We start from the raw sequence: 25,264 nt of genomic DNA, 5'->3' as shown, positions 1-25,264 counted from the left end.
ACGATTACATGTTGTCGACCTTTTCGTCCGCAGCGTCGCGAACGTTGTCGGCAGCGGCGTTCATGTTGTCGGCAACGTTCTCGAGGACGTCGGAAGCGACGGCGTTCGAGGTGTTGTCCGCCATCGCGTCCATGTTGTCGGCAGTCATTTCCATGTTGTCGGCAACCATGTCAGCGTTGTTAACAACAGCTTCGGCTTCCGGCGATTTGGTGCAAGCGGCCACGGACATCAGGCCGGCGGCAGCGAGAACAAAAGCGATCTTCTTCATGCGGTTTGCTCCCAAGCATAGCAAAATTCGCGGCTAGCTCGATTGCCCCCCGCGAACCACTGCCAATAACGGCGATTTTGGGGCGGTCAATCGCAAACATCCCCCAGGAAGGTCGGGATTCAGCCTGCAGCAAGGTGGAGGGGCGACTCGGTTCGTCTCATTTCGGTGACACCGGGCCGATATCCTCCGGCGCGTTGGCGACGATCGCCAGCATTGCCGTCCATGCGGCGACGTTCTGCGCGAGCTGCGCAGGGTCGACGCGGTCCAGCGTATCCTCGGGCGTGTGATGGTAATCGAAGTAGCGCTGGCCGGACTGGTCGAGATCCACCCCGGCGACGCCCGTGCCGAGCACCGGTTCGATATCGGCGCCGCCGTGCGACGTGCCGGTGCCGCGGACGATGCCGAGCGGGGCAAGCGCGATCGCCAGGCGGTCCGCGATCGGGCGGGCGGCGTCGGGCAGGTTGGTCTCCAGCCGCCACACGCGATCCGCGCCAAAATCGGATTCTGCCGCCAGCACGTGCCGTTCGTCGCGATGCGCGGCAAGATAGGCGCGGCCACCGAAGCCGCCGACTTCCTCCGAACCGAACCACACGACGCGGATCGTGCGGCGGGGGCGGGGGCCGTCGAGCAGGCGCTTGGCCGCCGCGGCGGTGATCGCCACGCCCGAGGCGTCGTCGATCGCGCCGGTGCCGAGATCCCAGCTGTCGAGATGCCCGCCGACCAGCACGATCCCGGCCTTGGGATCGCTGCCCGGGACTTCCGCGACCACGTTGCCGGACTGATGCACGCCGGTCTGCCGCGGGCTGAGGACGAGCTTGAGACGCACCGGCTTGCCGCGGGCGACCATGCGCGAGAGGTTGTCGGCATCCGCGGTGGCCAGCGCGGCAGCCGGGATCGGCGTCACGCCGTCGGCGAAATTGGTCAGCCCGGCATGCGGACCGCGGCCGTGATCCGAGCCGATCGACCGGACGACGATCGCCGCTGCGCCCTTCTGTGCCGCGACATTGGGGCCGGTAAAGCGCGCCGCGCCGAACTGGCCGTAGGACGAGCCATCCTGCGTCGCGACCATCGCGTTCGACACGAACGCGATCTTGCCCTTGAGGCTGCCGGCGGGAGCGGCCTGCAGGTCGGCGAAGGTCGGGAAATAGGCGATTTCGGCGGTCAGCCCGCCGGCCGGGGTGGCGCCGGAATTGCCCAGGGCGGTCAGCTGCAGCTTTTGCCGGAACGGGCTGATCACTTCCGCGGTCTCCGTGCCGCGCACCCAGACCGGCATGTCGTAGGTCTCGATACGCACGTTCTTGAACCCCAACGCCTTCAGCTTCACGACCGACCAGGCGCGCGCGCGCGCCTCCGCTTCGGTGCCGGCAAGGCGCTGCCCGACTTCCGTCGTCAGGCCCTCGACGATGTCATAGGCGACCTCGTCCTTCAGTGCCGCGTCGCGCAGCTTGGCGACGCTCGCCTCGACCTTGGCGGGGGCCGGGAGATCGGTGCGCTGCTGCGGGCGTTGCGCGGCGAGCGGGGAGAGCGCGGTGGCGGCGATCAGCAGGGAAGCGACGGTTTTCATGCGGGTGATTGCTCCAGGGGATTGAACGCCGGTGCGAAGGAAGACCGCGGCGGGCGATACGTAACGGGGAGGGCGATAGTGACGCGGTTGCTATCCCGTCAAACAGGGACTTGCCCCTGTGCCCCCGTGAAAGCGGGTGCGCCGCGCGGCGCGCATCGGCACCTGGTATCCTGGGCGCCCGCGTGCGTGGTCCACGGCGTGAACCCAAGCCGGAATTTGTTCGTCCTCGGGGATCTCGGTCCGTTCCATCGTCGAACGCTACACCCAAGCCCCGCGCGTTGCCAAGCGTGCCCGCGTTGACTACATCGCGGGCAACTTTTCCCGCAGATCATTTCGCCAACAACGGAGCATTTCCCGTGGCCGCTCAATACGCCTTCGTGATGAAGGACATGACCAAAACCTTTCCCGGCGCGCCCAAGCCGGTGCTCAGCAGCATCAACCTGCAATTCTATCAGGGTGCCAAGATCGGCATCGTCGGCCCGAACGGCGCCGGCAAGTCGACGCTGATGAAGATCATGGCCGGTGTCGATACCGATTTTACCGGTGAGGCCTGGCCGGGCGAGAACATCACCGTCGGCTATCTCGAGCAGGAGCCGGAGCTCGATCCGACCAAGACCGTGCTCGAGAACGTCAAGGATGGCGCACGCGGGGCGGCCGACATGGTCGATCGCTTCAACGCGATCTCGGCCGAGATGGGCGATCCGCAGGACGATACCGATTTCGACGCGCTGATGGAGGAAATGGGCGAGCTGCAGGCCAAGATCGATGCGATCGACGGCTGGTCGCTCGACAGCCAGCTCGAACTCGCGATGGAAGCGCTGCGCTGCCCGCCGTCGGATTCGCCGGTGACCAGCCTGTCGGGCGGTGAGAAGCGCCGCGTCGCGCTGACCCGGCTGCTGATCCAGAAGCCGTCGATCCTGCTGCTCGACGAACCGACCAACCATCTCGACGCCGAGAGCGTCAAATGGCTCGAGAACCATCTCAAGGAATATGCCGGCGCGGTGCTGATGATCACCCACGATCGCTATTTCCTGGATAACGTCGTCGAATGGATCCTGGAGATCGATCGCGGCAAGTATTTCCCCTACGAGGGCAATTACTCGACCTATCTGGAGAAGAAATCCAAGCGCCTCGAACAGGAGGAGCGCGAGGATTCGGGCCGCCAGACGGCGATCCGCAACGAGCTCGAATGGATCCGGCAGGGCGCCAAGGCGCGCCAGACCAAGTCCAAGGCGCGTATCGCCAATTTCGATCGCCTGGTCGAACAGCAGCAGAACCGCACGCCGGGCAAGGCGCAGATCGTCATCCAGGTGCCCGAGCGGCTGGGCGGCAAGGTGATCGAGGTCGAGAACGTCTCCAAGGCTTACGGCGACAAATTGCTGTTCGAAAATCTCAGCTTCACGCTGCCGGCGGGCGGCATCGTTGGCGTGATCGGCCCCAACGGCGCCGGCAAGTCGACCTTGTTCAAGCTGATCATCGGCGGCGAGACGCCGGACAGTGGCACGATCGACAAGGGCAGCACCGTGCGGCTCGGCTATGTCGACCAGAGCCGCGATCACCTCGATCCGAAGAAGAACGTCTGGGAGGAAATCTCCGAGGGCCATGATTACATGAAGATCAATGGCCACGACCAGTCGACCCGCGCCTATGTCGGCGCGTTCAACTTCAAGGGTTCGGACCAGCAGAAGAATGTCGGCAAGCTCTCGGGCGGCGAGCGCAACCGCGTCAACATCGCCAAGATGCTCAAGCGCGGCGGCAACGTGCTGCTGCTCGACGAACCGACCAACGATCTCGACGTCGAGACGCTGGGCGCGCTGGAGGAAGCGATCGAGAATTTCGCCGGTTGCGCGGTGGTGATCAGCCACGATCGCTTCTTCCTCGATCGCCTTGCCACGCACATCCTGGCGTTCGAGGGCAACAGCCATGTCGAATGGTTCGAGGGAAACTTCGAGGCGTATGAGGAAGACAAGCGCCGTCGCATGGGCGACGCGGCGGATCGGCCTACCGCGTTGGCATACAAGAAGCTGACGCGCTGATCTTCGGAACCGGCGGGCAAAGCGCCCGCCGGTTCCGCCTGATTACAAGCGCGACGTTTCCACGCTCAGGCCGGGGATCGTCGCGGCGGTGATCGGCTCGCCCAGGGCTATCTCGCGCACCTTGGCGTAGCCGTTGTCGGCCTTCTCCCAATACTGATGGATCACTGCGGCCTCGGGATCGACGACCCAATATTCTGGTATCCCGTGCCGCGCATAGAGATGCAATTTTCGCCCGAGGTCCATTTTCAGCGTCGAAACCGAAATCTCGATTGCCAGCACGACCTCGGTGCCAGCCATTCATTTGCCGTCGGCAGGCACGCCGACGACAATGTCCGGTTCAGGCAGGCTATCGTCCGCGAGTTCGGTGGAAGGGCTCGCGTACAACACCAGATCGAGGCCGGCCGCGCGCAGCGCGACGCTAACCGCTGCCGTCATCTCTGCCTGAACACGCGCATGCGTGCGGTGAATCGAATTCACGACCCAGATCTCCCCCTCGATCAATTCGCTGCGTGCGTAGCGATCGAACGAACCGGCTTCGGCAAGCGTGAGGAAATCCTTCACAGTCAGCTTGGCGAGATGCGATTGCGAGAGTTGCTCGTGAATCGTCATGAGCGAAAGTTACCACGTTTTGCGCGTGGCGCCAGCGTCCGCTAGGCCCCCAGCCGCTTGGTGAAGCCCTTCAACTTCGCGTCGTTGGCGGCATGCACTTCGACATGATCGACGCGGGCGGTCGCGGGACCCTCACGCATCGCCTCGATCATCTTTTCGACCGCGTCGTCGTCGCCCGACACCACGACTTCGACGGCCTTGCCACTGTTGCGGACATAGCCGGTGACGCCGAACACGCGGGCGCGGCCGACCGCCCAGTTACGATATCCGACGCCCTGGACCTTGCCGGTAACGATCATGCGGTGCGCTGACATACTCTTGAACTCTTCTTCTGACGGACCGGCGACCCCCGCACGATCCAACGTCCAGCTAGCACCGTGACACCGTGGACAGCAGAGTGAGATGCTGAACTCGTCGTAATCCGAAGGGCTTCCGGCGTGGCATGGTCTGAAAGCGCGACGAGCCGATAGGGCTATTCTCGCGCCGCGGCGGACCTGGCGCGTTCGGCGGCGAATTCGGAGGTCGCGCTCCAGGCGGGCCATGTCCCTGCCTTGGCCAGTTGCGTGCCCATCGCGTGGAACAGCGCGACATCCTGGGCGGCGCCGGTCAGATCCCAGCCCGCATCCCAGGCATCGCAGGTCTTGTGATAGCAGGCCATATAGGCATCGAGCCAGGCCTGCCCGGCGGCACGGCCGCCGACCTTCATGTCGGCAGCACCGCCCAGCGCCATCAGTTGCAGCGCGGGCACGCCGCGGCGCACGACCGAGAAATGATCGGCGCGGTAGAACAGGCCGCGCTCGCTGAACGTTTCGGGCGTGATCGTGCGGCCCTGCGCGGTCGCTGCCTGGGTCAGCAGCGTATCGAGCGTCGAATTGCCCGCGCCGACCAGGATCACGTCCTTCGCCGGGCCGGCGGTCTGCAGGATGTCGAGCGTCAGGTTGGCGGCGTTGGTCGCCAGCGGATAGATTGGGTGCGTGGCATAATATTCCGATCCGAGCAGCCCGCGCTCCTCGGCCGTCCAGGCGGCAAATACCAGGGTGCGATCGGTGCGCGGCGCGGCCTTGAACAGGCGCGCGAGTTCGAGCACGCCGGCCACGCCCAGGGCGTCGTCATTGGCACCGGGGCGGATCGTCTTGCCGCCGGCCTCGGCCGGTCCCTGGCCGTATGCGTCCCAGTGCGCCGCGAACATCACGCTCTCGTTCGGGCGTGTCTTGCCGGTGAGCTTGGCGATCACGTTGGCGCTCTCGATCCGATCGACCTTGACCGGCAGCGACGCGGCGAAGCGCAGCGGCAGCTCGACCGGGCGGAACGCGGCGGTGCGCGCCTTTTTGCGCAGCGCGTTCAAATCCTGACCGGCCGACGCGAACAGCCGGTCGGCGACGTCGTGCGCGATCCAGCCCTGCAGCGGAATACGCTTGTCGTCGGCGGCACGGACGATGTCGTAATTCTCGCCGGCATTGGCCGAGACGGTCGACCAGCCATAGCCGGCGCCCCCGGTGTCGTGCACGATCAAAGCCGCCACCGCGCCGCGCCGTGCCGCCTCGTCGAACTTGTAGGTCCAGCGGCCATAATAGGTCATGCGGCGATCGCCGAACCGGCCCTTGGCATCTTCGCCCGCGACCGCCTCGAAATCGGGATCGTTGACCAGGAACACGGCGACCTTGCCCTTGAGGTCGACGCCCTTGAAATCGTCCCACCCGGCCTCCGGCGCGGTCACGCCGTAGCCGACGAAGACCAGTGGCGCGCCGGCGATATCGATCCGCGGCGCAGCGCCGACGGTGGTGAGGTTGAGGTCGCCCGGCCGTATCAGCGCAGTCCGCTTGCCGTCGGCAGCGATCAGTTCGGTCGTGCCGTCGCCCAATTGCGTGTGGATCAACGGCACCTTCTGGATCCACGACCCTGCCGTGCCGCCCGGCTCCAGCCCCAGCGCCTTGAAGCGCGCGATCAGATAGGCGATCGTCTTGGTCTCGCCGGGTGTGCCGGGGCCGCGGCCTTCGAAATCGTCGGAGGCGAGCGTCTTGGTAATCCCGGACAGGCGCGCCGGATCGACCGTGGCGGGGGCCTTGGCCGCACCGATCAAGGTCAGCGCTGCCAGGGATAGGGCGAGGGTGCGTTTCATCTTGCTTCGTTCCATTTGCGATCGGCGTTCTCCTGCGAAAGCAGGAGTCCAGGGTTACAGGCGTTGCGCCATGGGCCCTGGGCCCCTGCTTTCGCAGGGGAACTGCCCGTTTCGAGACTGATTCAGCGGACCCGCTTCACATAGGTTCTGCCCTCGCGCACTTCGGCGCGGAACTCGGGCAAGGTGGCGATCAGGTCGGCGAGCTTGGAAAAGCCGTAGCTGCGGACGTCGAAGCTCGACCGGTTGCCGGCGATGCGGCCGACTTCGGACACGCTGGCAAAGCCGTCCGCATCGCGCTTCGCTGCCTTCCAGGCGTCCCCCAGCAGCTTGACCAGTTCCTCGCCGACTGGCGCCGCGGTAACCATGATCGGCGGCGGCAGCGTCAGCCCGGGCGCCGCGGCGGTGCCGGCCGGTTTGACCGGCTTGGGCGCGACCGGCCGGGGCGGCGGCAATTCCTCCTGCACGGCAAGGCCCGTCACATCGATGAACCGGGTACAGGCCTGGCGGAACCCCTCGGGCGTGCGCGACGAGCCGAAGCCGTAGACCGGCAGCCCTTCCTGCCGGATGCGCATCACCAGCGGCATGAAATCGCTGTCCGACGACATGATCCCGAAGCCGGTGACGCGGCCGCGATACAGCAGGTCCATCGCGTCGACCGTCATCTTCATGTCGGTGGCGTTCTTGCCCTTGGTGATGTCGAACTGCTGCTGCGGTTCGATGCCGTGCTTGAGCGTGAGCGCCGCCCAGGTCTTCAGCCCCGGCTTGCTCCAGTTGCCGTACGCGCGGCGCACGTTGACCGCGCCGAGATCGGCCAGCACGGTCAGTACCGGATCGAGCGACGAGGGCTGGGCATTGTCGGCGTCGATCAGCAGCGCGACGTTTCGGGTGGGATCGTCGCTCATGCCGGTCTCCGTTGATTGCGTGATGCGGGCCTAACAGCCGGGGCAGGGGAGTGTCACCCCCGAATGGCAGGCGGATAGCTGATCGCCATGACCTCATATTCGCGCTCGCCGCCAGGCAGCTCGACGCGTCGTACATCGCCGATCCCGGCGCCGCGCAGCGCACGGGCGAGCGGCGCGTTCCAGCCGATCCGGCCGGCGCCGGCCTCGGTTTCGTCGTCGCCGACGATAGTCAGCGTGCGCTGCACGTCGTCCTCGTCCGCGATCGTCACGGTCGCACCGAAATAGACGTGGGTGCGATCGGGCTGCTGCGCGGGATCGACCACCTTGGCCGCTTTCATCCGCCGCGCGAGAAAGCCGGCACGGCGATCGATCTCGCGCAGTCGCTTGCGGCCGTAGATATAGTCGCCATTCTCAGAACGATCGCCATTGCCCGCCGCCCAGGAGATGACATCGACCAGCTTGGGGCGCTCTTCGCCCAGCAGCTGGCGGTATTCCGCGCTGAGCGCCGCATAGCCGGCGGGGGTGATATAATTGGGGCGGTCCATGCCGATGTTCATGCCTGCGCAGCGGCGCCGAGCGCAAGCCCGGCGCCAGCATTGTTAATCTGTAACAATAACACGGTGCAGGGCGCGTTAACTAACGCTATGCTGCGCGTCTGTGGATTATTGGAGTACAAGAATGCGGCATCCGGGTTTCTGTCTGGCGGCGATGGCGGCGCTGGCACTGACCGCCGCCGCGGAGCCCGTGCCCGTCGCGCGCGATTTCGGGCCCAATCTCGAGCGGTTCGATTATCCCTGGCCGGTCCAGTCGATGACCGTCGATATCGTTGGTGCGCCGGCGCGGATGGCGTTCATGGACATTGCCGCCGAGCGCCCCAACGGTCGCACCGTGGTGCTGCTGCACGGCAAGAACTTCTGCGGCGCCACCTGGGAAAGCAGCGCGCGCGCGCTGGCCGCGGCCGGCTTTCGCGTGATCATCCCGGACCAGCTCGGTTTCTGCAAATCGTCCAAGCCCAAGGCCGCGCAATACAGCCTGGAACTGATGGCGGCGCTGACCAACAAGCTGCTGATCACGCGCGGCGTGCAGCGCGCCTCGGTCGTCGGGCATTCGATGGGCGGCATGCTGGCGATGCGCTATGCGATCATGTTTCCCGCCGCCGTCGACCGGCTCGTGCTGGTCAATCCGATCGGGCTGAAGGATCGCAGCGAAGAGGGCGTCGGCTATACCGATGTCGATACGCTGTGGGCGGGCGAGAAGCGCACGAGCTACGCCTCGATCAAGGCCTATCAACAGGCCAATTACTATCACGACAGCTGGAAGCCGGCCTATGACCGCTGGGTGTGGATGCTGGCCGGCATGTATTACGGCAGCGGGCGCGATGCGGTGGCGCTGGCCCAGGCGAAGACCAGCGAGATGATCCGCACCCAGCCGGTGGCGCACGAACTGGAACGGATCACGCCGCCCGCAACGATGATCATCGGTACGCTCGATCGCACCGCGTTCGGCCGCCAGCAGGCGCCGCCGTCGCTGCAGAAATTCCTCACCGCCATACCGTTCAACGCGCCGGGCGCAGTGCGGCGGATGAAAAATGCCGTGCTCGTCAGGCTCGACGGGCTGGGCCATGCGCCGCAGATCGAGGCGCCGGCGCGGTTCGAGGCGGCGCTGCTCGACGCGCTCAGGCCGCAGCGCCGCTAGCCTCGACCGCAGAGATCAGCCGTATCGGTTCCTCGGCCGCAGCCGATGGCGCCGCGGCAGACGCATGGCGCAGGCGCCCGTCGATAGAGGCGCCGTTCTCGATCGCGATCGTCTCGTATTCGACATCGCCGCGGATCCTGGCCGCGCGCTCGACGCTGAGCTGCCGCACCGTCACATTGCCCTCGATCTGCCCGCCGAGGCGCGCGCTCTGCGCGGCGACCGTGCCGATGATATGGCTGCCGGCGCCCTGCACCAGCGCGCCGCAGGTCACGTCGCCCTCGATGCGGCCGTCGATATGCAGATCGGCGGTGGCAGTGACCGTGCCGCTGATCGTGACGTCAGGCCCGATCACCGAGAACATGCCCCGCTTGCCGCCGGGGCCGGGCGTATCGGCGCGCGTGTTCGGCTTGCCGGTACTGCGATCACGATTGAACATGGCGCGAAATCCTGTGCGGTCGGGCGACGAGCCACGAGCATAGCCAGCATAAGTTGCAGATTTATCGCGGCCAATCAGGCGCTGCGCGCGATGACCGGATTGTCGTTGGCGGCCGGCCTGAGCAATGGGCCGGCGAGCAGCGCCGTTGCCGCGATCGTCATGCCGCCGCCCAGTATGGTCAGCGCATCGATACCGCTGGCGTGGCCAAGCAGGGCGAGCGTCGATCCGGCCTGGACCAGCAGCGCGATCCGCCAGTGCGCCCGATCGCGTCGAACCAGCGCCAGCGCGAGGCTGAGAATGTCGGCGAGGAAGAAGGCGCGTTCGTGCATCAACGGAAGCAAGCCGGCGGCGAGCATCGTGCACAATAAGGCGGCGGCGATCATGTCATGGTCGCCGATCGGTCGCGCGGCGAAATGCGCGATGACCGTCGCGATCGTGCCGATCGCGATGGCGATGGCCAGGCCGAGCAGGGGATAGCCGAGCGGCAGCGTCTGCACGATGGTCCAGATATTGGGCGCATCGATCGCCAGCAGATGGCCCGTGATCGCCTCGTGCAGCAGCGGCCGGAGCCCGATTGTCCAGCCGACACTGCCCGTGCCGAGCAGCGCCGCCGCCGCGGCAAGCGGCGCGATCGGCCAGCGCAGCAGCGGGACGCGGCGGTTGATCAGCAGCGCGACGAACAAGGGCGCGGTCAGGCCGGCCTGCGGGTTCAGCCCGATCGCCAGCCCGGCCCAGCCGAGCATCGCATCGTGGCGGCGATCGAGCGCGGCGACCAGCGCGAGCAGCAGGATCGCTGCCCATAGCGTATCATGCGCGCCGATCACCCCGTTCAGCGCGACGCTGGGCAACAGCAGGATCAGGGCGGCGGCGCGATCGGGATCGGGCACGCCGAGGCGGCGCAGCATCTGCCAGAGCGCCAGCGCGAGCGCGGCGACGCCGGCCAAAGCGGCGGTCGCCGTCGCCGCGCCGGGCGCGGTGGGCAGCCAGGCACACAGCATCACCGGTGCCGCCGCGGCGATCGTCACGGCGGGATGCGGCAGACATGCGCGGGGCGGAAGGCGGAACATCGACATGCCGCGCGACGTTGCGCCGGGCCGGGTTTAAACGCGGTTAAGCACGTCCGTCACCCGGCCCCGCGCAATCGAGGATGGACGTTTGGCCAGCGATGTGGTCGATTTCCGCACCAGACCGCAAAACGGCAGAGCAGGAGCAGGACGATGGGCGACACGCGCAGCACGACCGACAAGATGAAGGACACGATCAACGAGACGATCGTCGATCCGGCAAAGAAGGCCGGCGATGCGCTGCGCCGATCGAGCGCCAGGGCGGCCGAGGGCGGATCCACCGTCAGCATGAAGCTGATCGACCAGGCCGAGCGCAACGCGTGCGAAGCCTTCGCCGCGCTACGCGCCGCTGCGGGGGCGAAGGATCTGGCCGAGGTGATGAAGGTGCAGGGCGATTATCTGCGCGAGCAAAGCGATCGCAACATCGCACAGGTCAAGGAGATCGCCGAACTGATCGTCCAGGTCGGCAAGGATTCGGTGGCGCCGCTGACGGGTAAGGAGTGAGGCGGGCAGGGGGCGGGCGCTGAACCGCCACCTTTGTTACCGCACACCTGATTGCGGGTGCGCCATCGGTGCTGGCGCGCGCAACGATGTCAGGCGTGGCCGGCGAAGGGGTAGATCATCGCCTTCAGCCCGCTGCGCTCGAACGGGTGCCAGTCGCCGTCCGCCTGTGCCAGCCGGTCGGCGATCGCGTACAGCACCGTGGGATTGACGCCGAGCCCGCAATGACTGCCATGCACCTCGATATTGTCGGTCTCGGGCCCGGCCGGTTCGAGGCAGTTCCGCCACGCGACGAGGCCGTCCTGCCGGCTGAAGATCGAGGTCGAGGGGACCGGCGGCGGTGCGGCGCTTTCGCGCAACTGCGCCTGTACCGCATCGCTCTCGATCCGGTCGCCGGTCAGCGCCTGATAGGCACGCCAGACATTGGTCGCGCGCGGCGAGCCGGAGAAGGGCGCGCCGAGCGTGATCACCTGCCGCACCAGGCCCGGCGCGCGGCGCGACACCTGCCGCGCCATAATGCCGCCGAGGCTCCAGCCGACGATGCTGACGCGCTGGCCGGTCTGGTCGTGCACCGCCTGCAGCCGCGCGAGCAGCTTCTCGCCTTCGTCGCCGATCGCCTTCGGGCCCAGGTTGCGGCCCAGTTCCCACGCATGGGCGGCGTAGCCCAGCCGGTTGAGATACTGGCGCAGGATGGCCATCGCCAGATCCGTGGTGCCCAGGCCGGGCAGCACGAGCACCGGATGGCCATCGCCGCGCGGCGCCTTCGCCAGCATCGGCGCGACCAGGCCGAGCGCGGAAAGCTCGGCGAGCGCGCGCGGCAATTCGGTCAGCGCCAGGAACACCGAGGGCGGCCGGGCGGTCGTATCGGTATCCGATCGGAATGGCAGGGAAGGCTGTTTCATCGTCCGGTCTGAATGCGCGGCAGACCCAGATGGTTCATTCCGGCGCCGGCGCGGCGGCCCGGTGGATGTCGTGCGCGAGGATCGCGACGTCGTGCGTGCGACCGGCGCGATCGCGCACCTGATCCTTGAGCAGGCCTTCGGCGCGGAAGCCCAGGCTTTCGAACAGCATCACCGATCCGATCTGATCCGGCGTCATCTGCGCGGTGAGCTTCTCGACGCCGCGCTCCGCCGCCACCGCGAAGATCGCCTCGAGCAGATCGCGGCCGAGCCCGACATTGCGCCGGGCGGGGGACACGAGCAGGCGAACCTCGCCGACATGCGCGCTCCAGCTCAACGGATCGCGCACCAGCGCGGCCGACCCCAGCACCGTATCGCCGTCCTCGGCGATCAGGCTGTCGATCCAGCCTTCCTCGATCGCCGCCTGCCATGCATCGACGACGCGCGGGTGTCTCAAATCGCGGCCGAGAAACAGCAGATCGTGTTCGGGCAGGGTTTCGGCGAAGGCCAGCATCTTGTCGCGGTCGGCGAGCGCGAAGCGGCGGATGCGGTAGCTCATGTCGATCGGTCCCCGGGCGCATTGCCGCTGGCGGAGAAGCTGGCATGCGCGCGGACGATTGTCACCTGTTGGTTGGTAACGGCGCATCTCTGGCGACAATTGCGCGGGGATGTTGCCGGGGAAGGCGCGGTGGTTACGGCCTGGGTGCGGTCACGGGCACTGGTCCGGCTGGGGTCGCCACCAGCAGCGCGTCGCCGCCCAGTACGCGGTACAGCGTCGCCAGATTGGTCGCGGCGGTAAGCTGCGTCGCAACCAGCGAGCGCCGCGCGGAATAGAGCGAGCGCTGCGCGTCCAGGCTTTGCAGGAACGTGTCGATTCCGCCGCGATAGCGCGCGTCGGACAGGCGGTAATTGTCGGTCGCCGCCGCCGCCAGCGCCAGCGCGGCACGGTTCTGATCGGCGATCGTGCCGCGGCGCGCGAGCGCATCGGAGACTTCCTGGAACGCGGTCTGGATCGCCCGCTCGTAGGTCGCGAGCGCGGCATCTCGCTGCGCCTCGGTGAGGCGGACATTGGCGCGGCCGGCGCCGGCATTGAAGATCGGATAGCTGACCGACGGGCCGGCGGAATAGTTGAAGGCGCCGCCGGAGAACAGCCCGCCCAGCGCGTTGCTGGCGAGGCCGAGCACCGCCGTCAGCGAGATGCGCGGGAACAGGGCGGCACGCGCGGCGCCGATCTCGGCGTTGGTGGCGCGAAGCTCGTATTCCGCCTGCAGCACATCGGGGCGGCGCAGCAGGATCGCGGAATCGAGCCCGGCGGGCAGCTCCGCTAGCGTCTTGCCGGCCTCCTCGATGGTCTGCGGCAGCAAGGTCGTATCGACCGGCGCACCGACCAGCAGTTGCAGCGCGTTGACGTCCTGCGCGAGCGCGGTGCGTTGTTCGGCGAGATCGGATTGTGCCTGGGCCAGCACGAGCTTGGACTGCGCGACATCGGTGCGTGGGGCGACGCCGCCGGCGCGGCGCAGATCCGTCAAGGTGACGCTGCGTTCCGCGCTGGCCGCCGTATCCTGAGCGATCTTGAGCAGGCTGCGATCGGCGGCATAGTTGAGCCAGGCGGTGGCGATGTCGCCGACCAGCGTCAGCCGCGTCGCGCGGGCGGCGGCTTCGGTCGCGAAATAGCGGTTCTGCGCCGCCGTGCTGAGCGAGCGGACACGCCCGAACAGATCGATCTCGAACGCGGTGAAGCCGAGATCGGTGCTGAAGCTGTTGCGCGCGCCGCCGGCGTTGGACTGACCGCTGGCATTGGTGCTGCCGGTCCCCGAATCCGAGCGCGTGGCATTGCCCGAGGCATCGATCTGCGGGAACAGATCGGCCCGCTGGATGCGATATTGCGCGCGTGCAGCCGCGATATTGGCGGCGGCGATGCGCAGGTCACGGTTGTTGACCAGGGCCTGCTGGATGATCCGCTGCAGCCGCGGATCGCGGAAGATGTCGCTATAGGACACGCTGGGGAGCGCGGCCTCGCTCTGGCGCAGATAGGCGTCGCCGACCGGCCAGGACGCGGGAACGGGCAGCGCCGGCTCGACATATTTCGGCGCCAGGCTGCACGCGCCGAGCGCGACGCTGGCGAGCAGCGGGAAAGCGATCTTGATCATGCGGCACCCGCCGGTTTCGGTTGGTCGGTGGTCGGCGTGTCGTCAGGATGGTCGTGATGCAGTTTCTTGAGCACGTCACGCGTGCCGCGCCGAACGAGCACGAAGAACAACGGGATGTAGAACACCGCGAGCACGGTGGCGGTCAGCATGCCGCCGATCACCGCGGTGCCGATCGCGACGCGGCTATTGGCACCCGCGCCGGTCGAGATCGCCAGCGGCAGCACGCCGAAGATGAAGGCGAGGCTGGTCATCAGGATCGGGCGCAGGCGCAGCCGGGCGGCCTCGAGCGCCGCCTCGATGATGCGCGCGCCTTTCTTTTCGGCCTGTTCGGCGAATTCCACGATCAGGATCGCATTCTTGGCCGCCAGGCCCATCGTGGTGAGCAGGCCGATCTGCAGATAGACGTCGTTTTCCAGGCCCCGCAAGGTCACCGCGAACACCGCGCCGACCAGGCCGAGCGGGATGACGAGCAGCACGGCGACCGGGATCGACCAGCTTTCGTAGAGCGCGGCGAGGCACAGGAACACGACGAGGATCGAAATGCCGTAGAGCAGCGGCGCCTGGCCCGAGGACAGTCGTTCCTGGAAGGACAGGCCGGCCCAGGCGACCGACGTGCCGGGAATCTCGGCAGCCAGCTCGGTCATCCTGTTCATCGCCTCGCCCGAGCTCTGCCCCTCTGCCGGCTGGCCGCTGATTTCATAGGATTGCACACCCTGGAAGCGGGCCAGGCTCGGCGGCGCAGTCGACCAGGAGATGGTCGAGAAGGACGAGAAGGGCGCCATCTGCCCGTCGGCGGCGCGGACATACCATTGTTGAAGATCGTCCGGGCTCGAGCGGGACGCGGCATCGCCCTGCACATAGACGCGCTTCACGCGACCGCGATCGTTGAAATCGTTGACGTAGCGCCCGCCCCAGGCGGTCGACAGCGTGGCGTTGACGTCGGCCTGGGCCAGACCGAGCGCGGAGAGCTTGGCCTGATCGATATCGATCTTGAGCGTCGGCTGATCCTCGAGATCGGTCAGGCGGATCGCCTGCAATTCGGGATCGGCGCGTGCCGCCGCAACGAGCTTGTCGCGCGCCGCCTTGAACTCTTCGCGACTAAGCCCCCCGGAATTGAGCAATTCCATCGTAAACCCCGCCGACTGCCCCAGCCCGCGCACCGCCGGCGGCACGGTGACGTAGATTTCGGCATCGCGCAGCCCGCCCAGCGCCTTGGAAGCGCGGCGCGTGATCGCGTCGGCGACGTTTTCCTTGCCCTTGCGCTCGGACCAGTCGGTCAGCGCGAGGAAGCCACGCCCGGTATTCTGGCCCGAGGCGCCACCGCCGCCGCCGCCGGCATTGGTGAACAAGACGCCGACATTGGCCTTCTCGGTGGTCAGGAAATAGCGCTCGATTTCCTTCTGCACGGCCACGGTGCGCGCCTGGGTCGCGCCGGGCGGCAGGTTGAACTGGATCTGCGCGCCGCCCTGATCCTCGGACGGCAGGAAACCGGTTGGCAGGCGGACAAACAGGATGACGAGCAGCGCGACGACGCCGGCATAGATGAGCAGGAACAGCCATTTGCGGTCCACCACCTTGCCGACCGCGCCGACATAGCGTTCGGTGGTGCGCTCGAAGCCATGGTTGAACCAGTCCTTCGCGCCCTGCGACTTGCGCGTGAACCAATTGTCGCGCTGCTTCTCGTCGCTGCGCTTCTTGAGCAGGGTGGCGGTCAGCGCCGGGGTCAGGACGAGCGCGACGACCACCGAGAGGATCATCGCCGAGACGATCGTCACCGAGAACTGGCGATAGATCACGCCGGTCGAGCCGCCGAAAAACGCCATCGGCAGGAACACCGCGGACAGGACCAGCGCGATCGCGATCAGCGCGACGGTGATCTCGTCCATCGATTTGATCGTCGCGTCGCGCGGTGACAGATCGGGATCCTCGTCCATCAGCCGCTCGACATTCTCGACCACGACGATCGCGTCATCGACGAGCAGCCCGATCGCCAGCACGAGCCCGAACAGGGTGAGCGTGTTGATCGAGAAGCCGGCCAGCTGGAACACCGCGATCGTGCCGAGCAGCACGACCGGCACTGCGATGGTCGGGATCAGCGTCGCGCGCCAGCTTTGCAGGAACACGAACATCACGATCACGACGAGGATCACCGCCTCGACCAGCGTCTTGAGCACTTCCTCCACCGACAATTTGATGAACTCGGTGGAGTCGCGCGGGAAAGCGTATTTGAAGCCGGCGGGGAAGGATTTGGACGACCGCTCGATCTCGGCCTTGACCAGTTCGGATGTCTTCAGCGCGTCCGCGCCGGGCGCCAGCGAGATGGCGATGCCGGCACCGGGATGTCCGTTGATCCGCGTGACCGCGCCGTAGCTTTCCGCGCCGAGCTCGACGCGCGCCACATCGGACAGGCGCACCACCGAGCCATCGCGCGCGGTCTTCACGACGATATTGGCGAACTGCTCGGGCGTCTGCAGGCGCGACTGTGCGGTGACGGTGGCGTTCAGCATCTGCGTATCGGGCATCGGCTGGCCGCCGATCTCACCCGCGGCGATTTCGGTATTCTGCGCCGTGATCGCGTTGATCACGTCGGAGGGGATCAGCGAGAAGCTCGCCAACTGCTCGGGCCGGAGCCAGATGCGCATGGCATATTGCGAGCCGAACACATTGGTGTCGCCGACGCCTTCGATACGGCCGAGCTTGTCCTGATAATTGGCGATCAGATAATCGGACACGTCCTGATTGCTGAGCTTGTCGGATTCGTCATAGATCGCGACGAGCAGCAGGAAATCGGGATTGGATTTGGTGACGGTCAGGCCCTGTTGCTGGACCTGCGCGGGCAGGCGGCTGAGCGCCTGCTGCACCTTGTTCTGCACCTGGACCTGCGCGATGTCCGGATCGACGCCCTTTTCGAACGTCGCGGTGATCGTCACCGAACCGCGCGAGGAGCTGCTCGAGCTGAAATAGAGCAGGCCGTCGATCCCGGTCAGCTGCTGCTCGAGCACCTGCGTGACGCTGTTCTCCAGCGTTTCGGCCGAGGCGCCGGGATAGGTCGCGCGGATATTGACGTTGGGCGGCGCGACATCGGGGAACTGCTCGGTCGGCAGCGTATAGATCGCGCCGAGCCCGGCCAGCATGATGATGATGGCGACGACCCAGGCGAAGATCGGCCGGTCGATGAAGATGCGCGAGATCATGGCAGCGTCAGTTCTTGGTTGGCGCGGACTTGTCCCCGCTCTTGGCAGGCTGCGTATTGAACTTTTGCGCGGCGCCCGCCGGGACCGGCTTGACCGGCTGGCCGGCCTTCGCACGCGCCGTGCCTTCGGTGATCACCTTGTCGCCGGCCTTGAGGCCGGCGGTGACCACCCAGTTGGGCCCGACGACGCGCGTCGCGGTGACCTTGCGCTCGACGGCCTTGTTGTCGGCGCTCACCACCAGCACCGTCGTGCTCCCCTTGGGATCGCGTTTCACGCCAGCCTGGGGGACCAGGAAGGCGTTGTTGTCGACCGACTGCGCGAAGGTCGCGCGGACGAACATCCCGGGCAGCAGCATGCCCTGCGGATTGGGGAAGCGCGCGCGCAGCGTGACCGTGCCGGTGCTTTCGTTGACCATCACCTCGGCGAACTGGACGGTGCCGGTCTGGCCGTAATCGCTGCCGTCCTCGAGCTTGAGGCGGACCGCGGCGCTGGACGGCGCGACGCCGCCCGAGGCGAGCGCGCGGCGCAGCTTGAGCAGATCGGCGCTGGATTGCTGGATATCGACGAACATCGGATCGAGCCGCGAAATGGTGGTCAGCGGATCGGTCTGGCTGGCCGTGACCAAGGCGCCCTCGGTGAACAACGATCGCCCGATGCGGCCGGTGATCGGCGCGGGCACCTTGGTGAAGCGCAGATTGATGCGTGCGGTTTCAAGTTGCGCGCGGCTCTGGGCGACCGCAGCGGCCGCCTGGCGCGCCTGTGCCGCAGCGTCGGTATAATCCTGTTTGGCGACGGCTTCCATTTCTGCCAGTGGCCGGTAGCGGTCCGCCTTGACGCGCGTCGCGTCGGCATTGGCGGCCGCGCTATTGAGCGCGGCGCGCGCCTCGTTGGCCGAGGCTTGATAGAGCCTGGGATCGATCTCGTAGAGCGTCTGGCCCTTCTGGACGATCGAGCCTTCGGTGAACAGGCGACGGCGGATCAGGCCGGACACTTGCGGGCGAACCTCGGACGTCTGGAACGCCGCAGTGCGCCCGCCAAGTTCGGTGGTCAGCGGGACGCTGGTCGGTTGTACGACGACATAGCCGACTTCGGGGGTGCCGGTCTGGCCGCGGCCCTTTTCGGACGCCTTGTCGCTACCGCCGCAGGCGGCGAGCGCGAGACATCCAACAAGTATCGACAATCGATTCGGCGCGGCTTGGCGCAAAAGCATTCTGGTTCCACCGCTTTATAAAGGCTGACACCGCGATGGCAGTCCGCTTCCGCAACGTCAAACCCGTGCGGGGCTAAGTCGTTCCAACGGCGACGGTTACATCGGTATACCGTTGCGAAACTCACCGTTTATAAACGGCGTAACCGAACGATCGCGGCATCGAGAGCGGACAGGAAGCGCGAGCGATCCGCCTTGCCGAACGGCGCAGGGCCGCCGATCGCGTCGCCGCCAGCGCGCAGATCTGCCATGATCGCGCGCGTTGCGATGGCGCCGCCGATCGAGGCATTGGTGAAGGGCCGGCCAGTGGGGCCAAGCACCGTGGCGCCGGCCTTGAGGCAGCGGTCCGCAAGAAGGATATCGGCAGTGACGACGATCGATTTGGGCGTCGACCGGTCGGCGATCCAGTCGTCCGCCGCATCGAAGCCGTCGCTGACCACGACACGGTCGATCAGCGGATGCGCGGGAATGCGGAAATGGCTGTTGGCGACGATCGTGACGGGAATTTCGGTGCGATAGGCGACGCGGTAGATCTCGTCCTTCACCGGGCAGGCGTCGCCGTCGACGAGGATGCGGAGAGGATTGGTCACGTCGTCCATTCAATACCTCGCTGTTTTCCTGCGAAAGCAGGAGCCCAGGGTCACAAGCGATATCGTTCATGATCCTGGGCTCCCGCTTTCGCGGGAGAACACCAAAAGTGCTGCGTTTTATCGCTGTCGGTCGTTGGTCCGGCGATAGCCCTGCTTCGGCGCATGCCGGGTCGGTGCCGGGCCGCTCGGGCGCGCGCTGGGCGTCAGGCGCGGACGGTGCGCCGCGGCATGCGGCTCGCCATCGACCTGTTCGATGCGGATCGCATTTTCGTCCTGGCCCTCGAAATTGGCCGTCCGCGCCACCGAGGCGATGAACTTGCCGACGATCGCGCGCGGCACCTGGAACATGGTTTCGGTCGCCGCGATGCGGATCGCGCCGATCTCGTTCTTGGTGATGTGCCCACGGCGGCAGATCAGCGGCAGCAGCCAGCGCGGATCGGCATTCTGACGACGGCCGATATCCATGCGGAACCAGACGATGTCCTCGAAGCCTTCGCGGTGACCATCGTTGCGCGGGGCCGATCCGGGGGCTTCCTTGCCCGAGCCGATCAGCTCCTCGGCCACTGGCATGCGCGCGCGGTGTGCGCGGACCAGCAAGGCCGCGATATCCTCGGGGCTCTTGGTTTCGAGCAATTTCGCGCCGAGCACGCGATCGCCCTCGTCGATCTCGACCTCTTCCATCAGCACGGTCAACAGGCGCTCGCGATCCTTCTCGCGAATATCCTCCAGCGTCGGCGGGTTGATCCAGTCGGCGTTGATCCGCGCACCCTTAAGCATTGATTCGACGCGGCGACGGCGCGGATAGGGAACGATCAGGATCGCCGTGCCCTTGCGGCCGGCGCGGCCGGTGCGGCCCGAGCGATGCTGCAACGTCTCGGCATCGCGCGGCAGCTCGACATGAACGACGAGGCTGAGCGTCGGCAAATCGATGCCGCGCGCGGCGACGTCGGTAGCGACGCAGATGCGCGCACGCTGATCGCGCAGTGCCTGCAAGGCCGCGTTACGCTCGTTCTGGCTATGCTCGCCCGACAAGGCGACGGCGCTGAACCCGCGCTCGATCAGCCCGGCATGGAGATGGCGGACATTGTCGCGCGTGGCGCAGAATAGCATCGCCGTTTCCGCCTCGTGGAAGCGGAGCAGGTTGACCACGACATTCTCGATATCGGCCGGCGCACAGGTGACGGCCTGATAGGAGATGTCGCCATGACCGCGATCCTCGCCGACGGTCGAGATGCGCACCGCATCGCGCTGGTAGCGCTTGGCGAGCGCGGCGATCGTCTTGGGGATCGTGGCCGAGAACATCATCGTGCGGCGCTCGGTCGGCGTGCCATCGAGGATCTGCTCGAGATCTTCGCGGAAGCCCATGTCGAGCATCTCGTCGGCCTCGTCGAGCACAGCGACGCGCAGGCTGGACAGGTCGAGCGCGCCACGCTCGAGGTGATCGCGCAGGCGGCCCGGCGTGCCGACGACGATATGCGCGCCGTGCGCCAGCGCGCGGCGCTCCTTGGACGCATCCATGCCGCCGACGCAGGTGACGATGCGCCCGCCGGTCTTGGCATAGAGCCACATCAGCTCACGGCTGACCTGCAGCGCGAGTTCGCGGGTCGGGGCGATGACCAGCGCCAGCGGGCCCTTTTGTGGCAGACGACCATCTTCCTCGAGCAGCTGCGCGGCCATGGCGAGGCCGAAGGCAACGGTCTTGCCAGAGCCGGTCTGCGCGGAGACGAGCAGATCGCGGCCGATCGCCTCGGGCTCGAGGACGCCGGCCTGGACCGGGGTGGGGGCGGCATAGCCGCGTTCGGTGAGCGCTTCGGTAAGAAGCGGGGGAAGTGCTGAAAAAGGCATGGTTCTCTCAAATTTAGTGGATGCGCTTGCCACCACGGCAATCGCGCATCGGCGTTGTCAGGCTGTCAGATGGACTGGCCCGCGGCCCATCCGCTCGCCCATGCCCATTGAAAGTTGTAGCCGCCCAGCCACCCTGTGACATCGACCGCTTCGCCGATCGCATACAGGTTTTCTACGCGTTTGGCTTGCATTGTTTGCGATGACAGCTCGGCGGTGCTGATTCCGCCGACCGTTACCTCGGCTTTCGCATAGCCTTCGGTGCCGTTGGGGGAGAAGCGCCAATCGGCCAGGCGACGCTCGGCGTCGTTCAGGACGCTATCCTTGATGTTGTGCAGTTCGCCCGACAATTCAAGGCGTTGGGCGAGGGTTTCGGCCAGCCGGCCGGGCAATTGCGCGGCCAGCGCGGCGCCGATCTGGCCACGCGGTTTGGCGCGTTTGGCGGCGGTGAGCCAGCCGGATCGCTGTGCAGGAAGAAAATCGATGCCGATCGTCTCGGCGCCGCGCCAATAGCTCGAAATCTGCAGGATCGCCGGGCCGGACAGGCCGCGATGCGTGAACAGCGCCGCTTCGCGAAACCCGGTCTTGCCGCATTTGGCGACCACTTCGGTGGCGACGCCGGACAATTCGCGGAACAGGATCTCGTCGCCGCCGAGCGTCAGCGGCACGAGCGCGGGGCGTGGCTCGACGACCTTGAGGCCGAACTGCCGCGCGACCTCATAGGCGAAGCCGGTCGCGCCCATCTTGGGGATCGAGGGGCCGCCGGTGGCGAGGACCAGCGAGGTGGCGGATACTTCCCGGCCCCCCAGAGTCACGCGGAACAGTCCGTCGGAATGGTCGATCGCGGTGATGCTCTGGCCCAGCACATGCTCGACATTCCCCGCATCGCATTCGTCGAGCAGCATGGCGACGATCTGCTTGGCCGAGCCATCACAGAATAGCTGGCCGAGCGTCTTTTCGTGCCAGGCGATGCCGTGTTTCTCGACCAAAGCGAGGAAATCCTGCGCGGTGTAGCGGCCGAGCGCCGACTTGGCGAAATGCGGGTTGGCGGAAATGTAGCGGTCGGGCGCGGTGTGCAGGTTGGTGAAATTGCATCGGCCGCCGCCGGAGATGAGGATCTTTTTGCCTGGCGCGTCGGCGTGATCGACGAGCAGCACGCGCTTTCCCCGCTGGCCGGCGGTGGCGGCGCACATCAGCCCGGCGGCGCCAGCGCCGAGGATGATCGCGTCATAGGGGAGGGGGTGGGGCACGCTTTATCCTACGCTGAACACTACCCCGGCGGACGCCGGGGCCCAGTCGGGAGGCAGGGGTTGGCGGGTGTTGCGCGCCGTTACAACTACCTTCGCGCCTGGGCCCCGGCGTCCGCCGGGATGGTAAGGTGGGAAGCGCGGTTCAATTTCACTATTCTCCCTCGGCGGGGAGAGGGGGGGCAGGACCAACTTCTCGCTCCCCTCCCTGCAAGGGAGGGGCTGGGGGTGGGTCGGGTCCGGGTGTCCGGCAACGGCGCGCTGTGGCCTAACCGTAGCGCATCCGTCTACCCACCCCCAACCCCTCCCTTGCAGGGAGGGGAGTCAGGTCAGCGCAATTTCGCGATGTTGAGGCTATCCGCCTTGGCCTTGTCCTTGACCGATTCCTCGGTGCGGGTCAGCGCTTTGGCGATCGATTTGAGCCCCATGCCTTTCTTGGCCAAGGTATGCAGTTTCTGGATCTCGTCCTGCGTCCAGGGCTGGCGATGTCGTTCGAATTTCTCAGCCACGTCAGTCTCCTTGATGCTCGATGGCGAGGATCTCTATCGCGTCCGCCACGCCGTTGAATTCCACCCGCTCGCCCACTTCCGCGCCGATCAGCGCCTGCGGCAGCGGCGCCTGGAAGCCGACCAGCCCCGAAGCGGGGGCGGCCTCGTCGCCACCGACGATATGGATCACGCGCTCGGCCCGATTCATCCGCACCGTGACGCTCGAACCAATCCCGACAACGCCCGGCGCCGGCGCCGGCGCCAGCTCGGCGGTGGTCTGGCGGGTATGCCAGTAGCGCAGCGTGCGCTTCAGCTCGTCGCGCGCGCCGTCCTCCGTCGCCGCGGCCACCGCCGCCTGGATCTCGATCACCTTTTCGTTCAGCAACCGCAGGCCCCGCGCGGTGACCAGATTCGGCCCCGGCGCGATCGGCATCTCGAACTTGGGCTCGAGCACCTCTTCGTCACTGTCCCGCCGAAACGCGACGCTCATGATGGTTTCCTCATCCTGCCCATGTGATGCGCTCGGCCTCTTGGGGCAAGCGCTACCCTGTGCTAGGGGGCCGCCCATGCTGAATATCAATGGTATCACGGTGCGCCTGGGCGGGCGCATGATCCTCGACCGCGCCAGCGCGACGCTGCCGCCGAAAAGCCGTGTCGGGCTGATCGGGCGCAACGGCGCGGGCAAATCGACGCTGATGAAGGTCATGATCGGCCAGCTTGAGCCCGACGATGGCGAGATCGAGATGCCGAAGAAGACGCGCATCGGCTATCTCCAGCAGGAAGCGCCGCACGGCCAGACCACGCCGATCGAGACGGTGCTGGAGGCCGACAAGGAGCGCGCCACGCTGCTCGCCGAGAGCGAGACATGCGAGGATCCCGATCGGCTCGGCGAAGTCTACGAACGGCTGATGGCGATCGACGCCTATACCGCGCCGGCGCGCGCCGCGAGCATCCTGGTGGGCCTGGGCTTCGACGAGGAAATGCAGAACCGCCCGCTCGACAGCTATTCGGGCGGCTGGAAGATGCGCGTCGCGCTGGCGGCGCTGCTGTTCTCCGAGCCCGATCTGCTGCTGCTCGACGAGCCGTCGAACCATCTCGATCTCGAAGCGACGCTGTGGCTGGAAAATTTCCTCAAAGCCTATCCCAACATGATCGTGATCATCAGCCACGAACGCGATCTGCTCAACAACGTGGTCGACAACATCCTGCATCTCGAAGGCGGCAAGGTGTTCCTCTATTCGGGCGGCTACGATTCGTTCGAGCGCCAGCGCGCCGAGCGTGCGGCGCAGCTCGCCGCAGCCAAGGCCAGCCAGGACGCGCAGCGCAGCAAGCTGCAGGAATATATCGCCAAGAATTCCGCCCGCGCCTCGACCGCCAAGCAGGCACAGTCACGCCAGAAGATGCTCGCCAAGATGCAGCCGATCGCCGCGATGGCAGACGATCCGACGCTGTCGTTCGACTTTCCCAATCCCGAGGAACTGCGCCCGCCGCTTGTCACGCTCGATATGGCGAGCGTCGGCTATACCGAGGGCAAGCCGATCCTGCAGCGGCTGAACCTCCGGCTCGATCCCGACGATCGCGTCGCCTTGCTCGGCCGCAACGGCAACGGCAAGACGACGCTCGCGCGGCTGCTCGCCGCGCAGCTGACGCCGATGGATGGCGAGATCGCCGTCTCGGGCAAGATGCGCGTCGGATACTTCACCCAGTATCAGGTCGAGGAACTCGATACCGAGGACACGCCAGTCGAGCATATGGCGCATCTGATGAAGGGCAAGACGCCCGCCGCGGTGCGCGGGCAGCTCGGGCGGTTCGGCTTTTCCGGCGAGAAGGCGACGACCAAGGTCGGCAAGCTTTCGGGCGGCGAGCGTGCGCGGCTGGCGCTGGCGCTGATCACGCGCGACGCGCCGCACATGCTGATCCTCGACGAACCGACCAACCATCTCGACGTCGATGCGCGCGAGGCGCTGGTGCAGGCGCTCAACGCCTATACCGGCGCGGTGGTCATCGTCAGCCATGATCGCCACATGATCGAGCTGACCGCCGATCGGCTGGTGCTGGTCGATGCCGGGCAGGCCAACGAATATGGCGGCAGCCTGGAGGATTATACCGACTTCATCCTGGGCAAGAACCAGCCCAAGAATGACGGCCAGAAATACGGCAAGAAGGACAAGAAGGCCGCCGCGCAGGCGCGCGAGAAGGTCGGCGACCTGAAGAAGTCGGCGCAGGAAGCCGAAGCGAAGACGGTCAAGCTGACCGCCGAACTGCGCGCGCTCGATCTGGCGATGTTCGATCCGGCCAAGGCGGAAAGCTATCTCAAGAAGCTGTCGATGGGCGAGCTTTCCAAACGCCGCGGCGAGGTTGCCGCCAAGCTGGAGGCAGCGGAAGCGGCGTGGCTCGAGGCCAGCGAGGCGGTCGAACAGGCGGCGTAAGGAACATCGGAGACTGACATAGGT

General features: G+C 66.5%; 22 protein-coding genes and 1 pseudogene. 4 read left to right on the top strand and 19 right to left on the bottom strand.

Features of this window, described 5'->3' with window-relative positions; genetic code table 11:
• Window positions 1-4 precede the first annotated feature (4 nt).
• Window positions 5-268, bottom strand: coding sequence for a hypothetical protein (locus tag NV401_RS15875; RefSeq protein ID WP_261295420.1), 264 nt, complete (start codon window positions 266-268; stop codon window positions 5-7).
• 157 nt (window positions 269-425) lie between these two features.
• A complete protein-coding gene (locus NV401_RS15870) occupies window positions 426-1,832 on the bottom strand; it encodes a M20/M25/M40 family metallo-hydrolase (RefSeq protein WP_261295419.1) in 1,407 nt (468 codons plus the stop codon).
• 356 nt (window positions 1,833-2,188) lie between these two features.
• Between NV401_RS15870 and ettA the strand changes: the two genes are divergently transcribed.
• A complete protein-coding gene (gene ettA, locus NV401_RS15865) occupies window positions 2,189-3,868 on the top strand; it encodes an energy-dependent translational throttle protein EttA (protein WP_261295418.1) in 1,680 nt (559 codons plus the stop codon).
• 42 nt (window positions 3,869-3,910) lie between these two features.
• On the opposite strand, the pseudogene NV401_RS15860 reads toward ettA, so the two are convergent.
• From NV401_RS15860 to greB, 5 genes and pseudogenes are all read right to left on the bottom strand, one after another.
• Window positions 3,911-4,477: pseudogene (locus NV401_RS15860) on the bottom strand (Uma2 family endonuclease).
• 41 nt (window positions 4,478-4,518) lie between these two features.
• Complete coding sequence (locus NV401_RS15855) at window positions 4,519-4,791, bottom strand: acylphosphatase (RefSeq protein ID WP_261295417.1); 273 nt, start codon at window positions 4,789-4,791, stop codon at window positions 4,519-4,521.
• Window positions 4,792-4,949: 158 nt separating this feature from the next.
• Window positions 4,950-6,596: a M20/M25/M40 family metallo-hydrolase gene (locus tag NV401_RS15850; RefSeq protein ID WP_261295416.1), complete on the bottom strand. Its 1,647-nt coding sequence runs from the start codon at window positions 6,594-6,596 to the stop codon at window positions 4,950-4,952.
• Window positions 6,597-6,718: 122 nt separating this feature from the next.
• On the bottom strand, window positions 6,719-7,498 hold the full coding sequence (locus tag NV401_RS15845; protein ID WP_261295415.1) for an NYN domain-containing protein: 780 nt from the start codon (window positions 7,496-7,498) through the stop codon (window positions 6,719-6,721).
• Window positions 7,499-7,551: 53 nt separating this feature from the next.
• Window positions 7,552-8,043, bottom strand: a complete 492-nt coding sequence (gene greB, locus NV401_RS15840; protein WP_261295414.1) for a transcription elongation factor GreB — start codon at window positions 8,041-8,043, stop codon at window positions 7,552-7,554.
• A gap of 133 nt (window positions 8,044-8,176) precedes the next feature.
• On the opposite strand from greB, the gene NV401_RS15835 reads away from it, so the two are divergent.
• Window positions 8,177-9,193 (top strand): alpha/beta fold hydrolase, encoded by a 1,017-nt coding sequence (locus NV401_RS15835; RefSeq protein ID WP_261295413.1) that lies wholly within the window; start codon window positions 8,177-8,179, stop codon window positions 9,191-9,193.
• Here NV401_RS15835 and NV401_RS15830 read toward each other — a convergent pair.
• Together NV401_RS15830 and NV401_RS15825 are read right to left on the bottom strand one after the other, a co-directional pair.
• Entirely contained in the window at window positions 9,174-9,629 is a 456-nt protein-coding gene (locus tag NV401_RS15830; protein WP_261295412.1) for a bactofilin family protein, read from the bottom strand. The two genes, NV401_RS15835 and NV401_RS15830, sit on opposite strands and share 20 nt — an antisense overlap.
• Before the next feature lie 74 nt (window positions 9,630-9,703).
• A complete protein-coding gene (locus NV401_RS15825; protein WP_261295411.1) occupies window positions 9,704-10,702 on the bottom strand; it encodes a hypothetical protein in 999 nt (332 codons plus the stop codon).
• A 144-nt stretch (window positions 10,703-10,846) separates the two neighbouring features.
• Here NV401_RS15825 and NV401_RS15820 point away from each other — a divergent pair, with 144 nt between their 5' ends.
• Window positions 10,847-11,197 carry a phasin family protein gene (locus tag NV401_RS15820; RefSeq protein ID WP_261295410.1) on the top strand — a complete coding sequence of 117 codons (351 nt, stop codon included), beginning with the start codon at window positions 10,847-10,849 and terminating at the stop codon, window positions 11,195-11,197.
• Window positions 11,198-11,286: 89 nt separating this feature from the next.
• On the opposite strand, the gene NV401_RS15815 is transcribed toward NV401_RS15820, so the two are convergent.
• From NV401_RS15815 to NV401_RS15770, 10 genes are all read right to left on the bottom strand, one after another.
• A complete protein-coding gene (locus NV401_RS15815) occupies window positions 11,287-12,096 on the bottom strand; it encodes an esterase/lipase family protein (RefSeq protein WP_261295409.1) in 810 nt (269 codons plus the stop codon).
• 34 nt (window positions 12,097-12,130) lie between these two features.
• A complete protein-coding gene (locus tag NV401_RS15810; protein WP_261295408.1) occupies window positions 12,131-12,652 on the bottom strand; it encodes a GNAT family N-acetyltransferase in 522 nt (173 codons plus the stop codon).
• 133 nt (window positions 12,653-12,785) lie between these two features.
• The gene (locus NV401_RS15805; RefSeq protein WP_261295407.1) at window positions 12,786-14,243 is read right to left on the bottom strand and encodes an efflux transporter outer membrane subunit; all 1,458 of its coding nucleotides are present in this window, start codon (window positions 14,241-14,243) and stop codon (window positions 12,786-12,788) included.
• A complete protein-coding gene (locus tag NV401_RS15800; RefSeq protein ID WP_261295406.1) occupies window positions 14,240-17,437 on the bottom strand; it encodes an efflux RND transporter permease subunit in 3,198 nt (1,065 codons plus the stop codon). The genes NV401_RS15805 and NV401_RS15800 overlap by 4 nt, the downstream gene beginning before the upstream one ends.
• 7 nt (window positions 17,438-17,444) lie before the next feature.
• Window positions 17,445-18,647, bottom strand: a complete 1,203-nt coding sequence (locus NV401_RS15795) for an efflux RND transporter periplasmic adaptor subunit (protein WP_261295405.1) — start codon at window positions 18,645-18,647, stop codon at window positions 17,445-17,447.
• 128 nt (window positions 18,648-18,775) lie between these two features.
• Complete coding sequence (locus NV401_RS15790) at window positions 18,776-19,243, bottom strand: YaiI/YqxD family protein (protein WP_261295404.1); 468 nt, start codon at window positions 19,241-19,243, stop codon at window positions 18,776-18,778.
• Between the two features lie 108 nt (window positions 19,244-19,351).
• The gene (locus NV401_RS15785) at window positions 19,352-21,079 is read right to left on the bottom strand and encodes a DEAD/DEAH box helicase (protein WP_261295403.1); all 1,728 of its coding nucleotides are present in this window, start codon (window positions 21,077-21,079) and stop codon (window positions 19,352-19,354) included.
• A gap of 65 nt (window positions 21,080-21,144) precedes the next feature.
• A complete protein-coding gene (locus NV401_RS15780) occupies window positions 21,145-22,326 on the bottom strand; it encodes a BaiN/RdsA family NAD(P)/FAD-dependent oxidoreductase (protein WP_261295402.1) in 1,182 nt (393 codons plus the stop codon).
• 326 nt (window positions 22,327-22,652) lie between these two features.
• Entirely contained in the window at window positions 22,653-22,832 is a 180-nt protein-coding gene (locus NV401_RS15775) for a hypothetical protein (protein WP_261295401.1), read from the bottom strand.
• Between the two features lies 1 nt (window position 22,833).
• On the bottom strand, window positions 22,834-23,301 hold the full coding sequence (locus tag NV401_RS15770; RefSeq protein WP_261295400.1) for a GreA/GreB family elongation factor: 468 nt from the start codon (window positions 23,299-23,301) through the stop codon (window positions 22,834-22,836).
• 76 nt (window positions 23,302-23,377) lie between these two features.
• Between NV401_RS15770 and NV401_RS15765 the strand changes: the two genes are divergently transcribed.
• Complete coding sequence (locus NV401_RS15765; protein WP_261295399.1) at window positions 23,378-25,240, top strand: ABC-F family ATP-binding cassette domain-containing protein; 1,863 nt, start codon at window positions 23,378-23,380, stop codon at window positions 25,238-25,240.
• The last annotated feature ends 24 nt before the right edge of the window (window positions 25,241-25,264 follow it).

The organism is Sphingomonas hylomeconis (assembly GCF_025370105.1).
GTDB lineage: Bacteria > Pseudomonadota > Alphaproteobacteria > Sphingomonadales > Sphingomonadaceae > Sphingomonas > Sphingomonas hylomeconis.
This window is presented reverse-complemented; position numbering and strand designations above follow the sequence as displayed.

What these genes read in the sequence shown, in the direction of transcription:
- NV401_RS15875 (WP_261295420.1), bottom strand. Translation starts at nt 268, where the DNA reads ATGAAGAAGATCGCTTTTGTTCTCGCTGCCGCCGGCCTGATGTCCGTG.
- NV401_RS15855 (WP_261295417.1), bottom strand. Translation starts at nt 4,791, where the DNA reads ATGTCAGCGCACCGCATGATCGTTACCGGCAAGGTCCAGGGCGTCGGA.
- NV401_RS15815 (WP_261295409.1), bottom strand. Translation starts at nt 12,096, where the DNA reads ATGAAACAGCCTTCCCTGCCATTCCGATCGGATACCGATACGACCGCC.
- NV401_RS15805 (WP_261295407.1), bottom strand. Translation starts at nt 14,243, where the DNA reads ATGATCAAGATCGCTTTCCCGCTGCTCGCCAGCGTCGCGCTCGGCGCG.
- NV401_RS15810 (WP_261295408.1), bottom strand. Translation starts at nt 12,652, where the DNA reads ATGAGCTACCGCATCCGCCGCTTCGCGCTCGCCGACCGCGACAAGATG.
- NV401_RS15830 (WP_261295412.1), bottom strand. Translation starts at nt 9,629, where the DNA reads ATGTTCAATCGTGATCGCAGTACCGGCAAGCCGAACACGCGCGCCGAT.
- greB (WP_261295414.1), bottom strand. Translation starts at nt 8,043, where the DNA reads ATGGACCGCCCCAATTATATCACCCCCGCCGGCTATGCGGCGCTCAGC.
- NV401_RS15790 (WP_261295404.1), bottom strand. Translation starts at nt 19,243, where the DNA reads ATGGACGACGTGACCAATCCTCTCCGCATCCTCGTCGACGGCGACGCC.
- NV401_RS15785 (WP_261295403.1), bottom strand. Translation starts at nt 21,079, where the DNA reads ATGCCTTTTTCAGCACTTCCCCCGCTTCTTACCGAAGCGCTCACCGAA.
- NV401_RS15845 (WP_261295415.1), bottom strand. Translation starts at nt 7,498, where the DNA reads ATGAGCGACGATCCCACCCGAAACGTCGCGCTGCTGATCGACGCCGAC.
- NV401_RS15800 (WP_261295406.1), bottom strand. Translation starts at nt 17,437, where the DNA reads ATGATCTCGCGCATCTTCATCGACCGGCCGATCTTCGCCTGGGTCGTC.
- NV401_RS15835 (WP_261295413.1), top strand. Translation starts at nt 8,177, where the DNA reads ATGCGGCATCCGGGTTTCTGTCTGGCGGCGATGGCGGCGCTGGCACTG.
- NV401_RS15820 (WP_261295410.1), top strand. Translation starts at nt 10,847, where the DNA reads ATGGGCGACACGCGCAGCACGACCGACAAGATGAAGGACACGATCAAC.
- NV401_RS15765 (WP_261295399.1), top strand. Translation starts at nt 23,378, where the DNA reads ATGCTGAATATCAATGGTATCACGGTGCGCCTGGGCGGGCGCATGATC.
- NV401_RS15825 (WP_261295411.1), bottom strand. Translation starts at nt 10,702, where the DNA reads ATGTCGATGTTCCGCCTTCCGCCCCGCGCATGTCTGCCGCATCCCGCC.
- NV401_RS15795 (WP_261295405.1), bottom strand. Translation starts at nt 18,647, where the DNA reads ATGCTTTTGCGCCAAGCCGCGCCGAATCGATTGTCGATACTTGTTGGA.
- NV401_RS15850 (WP_261295416.1), bottom strand. Translation starts at nt 6,596, where the DNA reads ATGAAACGCACCCTCGCCCTATCCCTGGCAGCGCTGACCTTGATCGGT.
- NV401_RS15870 (WP_261295419.1), bottom strand. Translation starts at nt 1,832, where the DNA reads ATGAAAACCGTCGCTTCCCTGCTGATCGCCGCCACCGCGCTCTCCCCG.
- NV401_RS15770 (WP_261295400.1), bottom strand. Translation starts at nt 23,301, where the DNA reads ATGAGCGTCGCGTTTCGGCGGGACAGTGACGAAGAGGTGCTCGAGCCC.